The organism is Vibrio sp. 10N.222.48.A3, assembly GCF_041475345.1.
In the GTDB taxonomy this organism is placed as follows: domain Bacteria; phylum Pseudomonadota; class Gammaproteobacteria; order Enterobacterales; family Vibrionaceae; genus Vibrio; species Vibrio tasmaniensis_A.
On sequence record NZ_JBFRVX010001135.1, the window covers coordinates 1,678 to 3,348 of the forward strand.

Consider the following 1,671-nt stretch of genomic DNA (forward strand, 5'->3'; position numbering starts at 1 on the left):
AGCCATAAACGATAGAGTTTCGTTTGCAGTGATGCCAGTGGTATCAACTACGATAGAAGCCGTGCCGTTATTTTGAATGCTTACTGAAGAGCCTTGAGTTTGAGTCAATGTCGCCGCTTCGCTTGTTGCAATCACAACTTTGTCGCCAGCATTCACTACGTTGTCACTCTTCACTAGCTCGTAGATGTCGCCTTTCAATGGTTCAACACCACCGTCGCCACCATCAATCAGCGTTAACTGACCAGAAGCACGGCTATCTTTTGAGTTGAAGAAGTTACGTGAAGGATCGTTTTGGAAATACATGTAGTGCTGCATTTCAGCGTGCCAGTCACCAATGAAGATCGCGCCATCTTTAAACTCTTCATGCCAGCCGTTAATCTCTGAAGCCAACAAGCGAGCCCAATCGTTAACGTTTGAAGCATCGATAATGATGTCGAAGCTACGCGCTACTTCACCGTACTTGTTGATGATGTCATATTTAACCGTATCACCAATTCCTGGCGTACCAAACTGGTCAGAAACAAACAGGTCGCCACGGACTAGATCAGGTTGAGGACCCGGCTCTGGTGGAGGAGTTGTTCCCCCCGCGATAGTGATGTCTGAACAGTTGTAGAAACCTTCACCGGCGGCATCGTCACGTTGCCAACGAACGTATAAGATTGCGTCGCCAGATCGGTCTGAAGGAATCGTTACGTTGATACGGTATTTGCCACCACTTACAGGAACATTCCCAACTTCTTGGAGAAGGTCTAAATCTCCCCACGCTAGGCCTTTGCTCAGGTCGGCGTTTGGTTTGGTTAGGTAGAACTCCCAGAATGACGGGTTGTGTGGTGCAGTCGCATTGAATACATATTCAAATGTACCAGTGCTTAACTCGGTGCGAGTCCAACCTGTATGAGGTGCACCCATGCCACGTTTTTGCGAATCATTGGCGTAACATAACGTGCCGTCTGGAATCGCCGCTTTCACTGCATTGATGTTGTTGAAGTCTTGAATGTTTTTCGCATACTCGTTGCGTTGAACGAAAGGATATGACCCTGAAATCTCTTTTGCTTGAGCACATGCTGCATTTGGTGGCGTACCCGACCAAACCCCGCCTTGTTCATAGCACGTATTCTGACGTGCACTTGGAAATTCAGACCAGCCATGAGCGTTTGCTACTGATGGTACGCTGGATAGCATAGCCATCCCCACTGCTATTTTTAGAATATTATTATTTGCTGTTTTCACTTTCCCACTCTCTATTATTTTACCCCCGTATGAAATATTGATTGGACATTTACTAATCAATATTGCAGTTCGAGGGTTTATAGTTTCTGACTTAAAGAACACGGAAAATATATACGTCATAACTATCAATAAAAGTGGGATTTATTTTGAAAGGAATCAGAATCACACAACTCAAAGAAATGCGTTAGAGATAGATGATATTGGTTCGAATTATCAATTTTTACCGACAAAAATTACGCATTCCCTAAGAAAATAGATCGCTAGGAAGGTATTTTTTCATTGAATTAATTGGAGTGAAACGCTCGCATAAATAATGATATTGAGTGCTTTTTATCTTCATTATTATTACGTTGTTGAGACTGCTGTAAAGTCGCTAAGCTATTGAGCGTATACGTTTATAAATGGATAAATCATTAAACGTTAATTTGAACGAGCTAAACT

The 1,671-nt window shown here is 43.1% G+C and carries 1 protein-coding gene; it reads right to left on the reverse strand.

The genetic code is table 11. The features are described from left to right. Positions 1-1,188 (reverse strand): lytic polysaccharide monooxygenase (locus AB4653_RS24385; protein ID WP_372105526.1); only part of this gene is annotated, 1,188 nt, incomplete at its 3' end. Between the last annotated feature and the right edge of the window lie 483 nt (positions 1,189-1,671).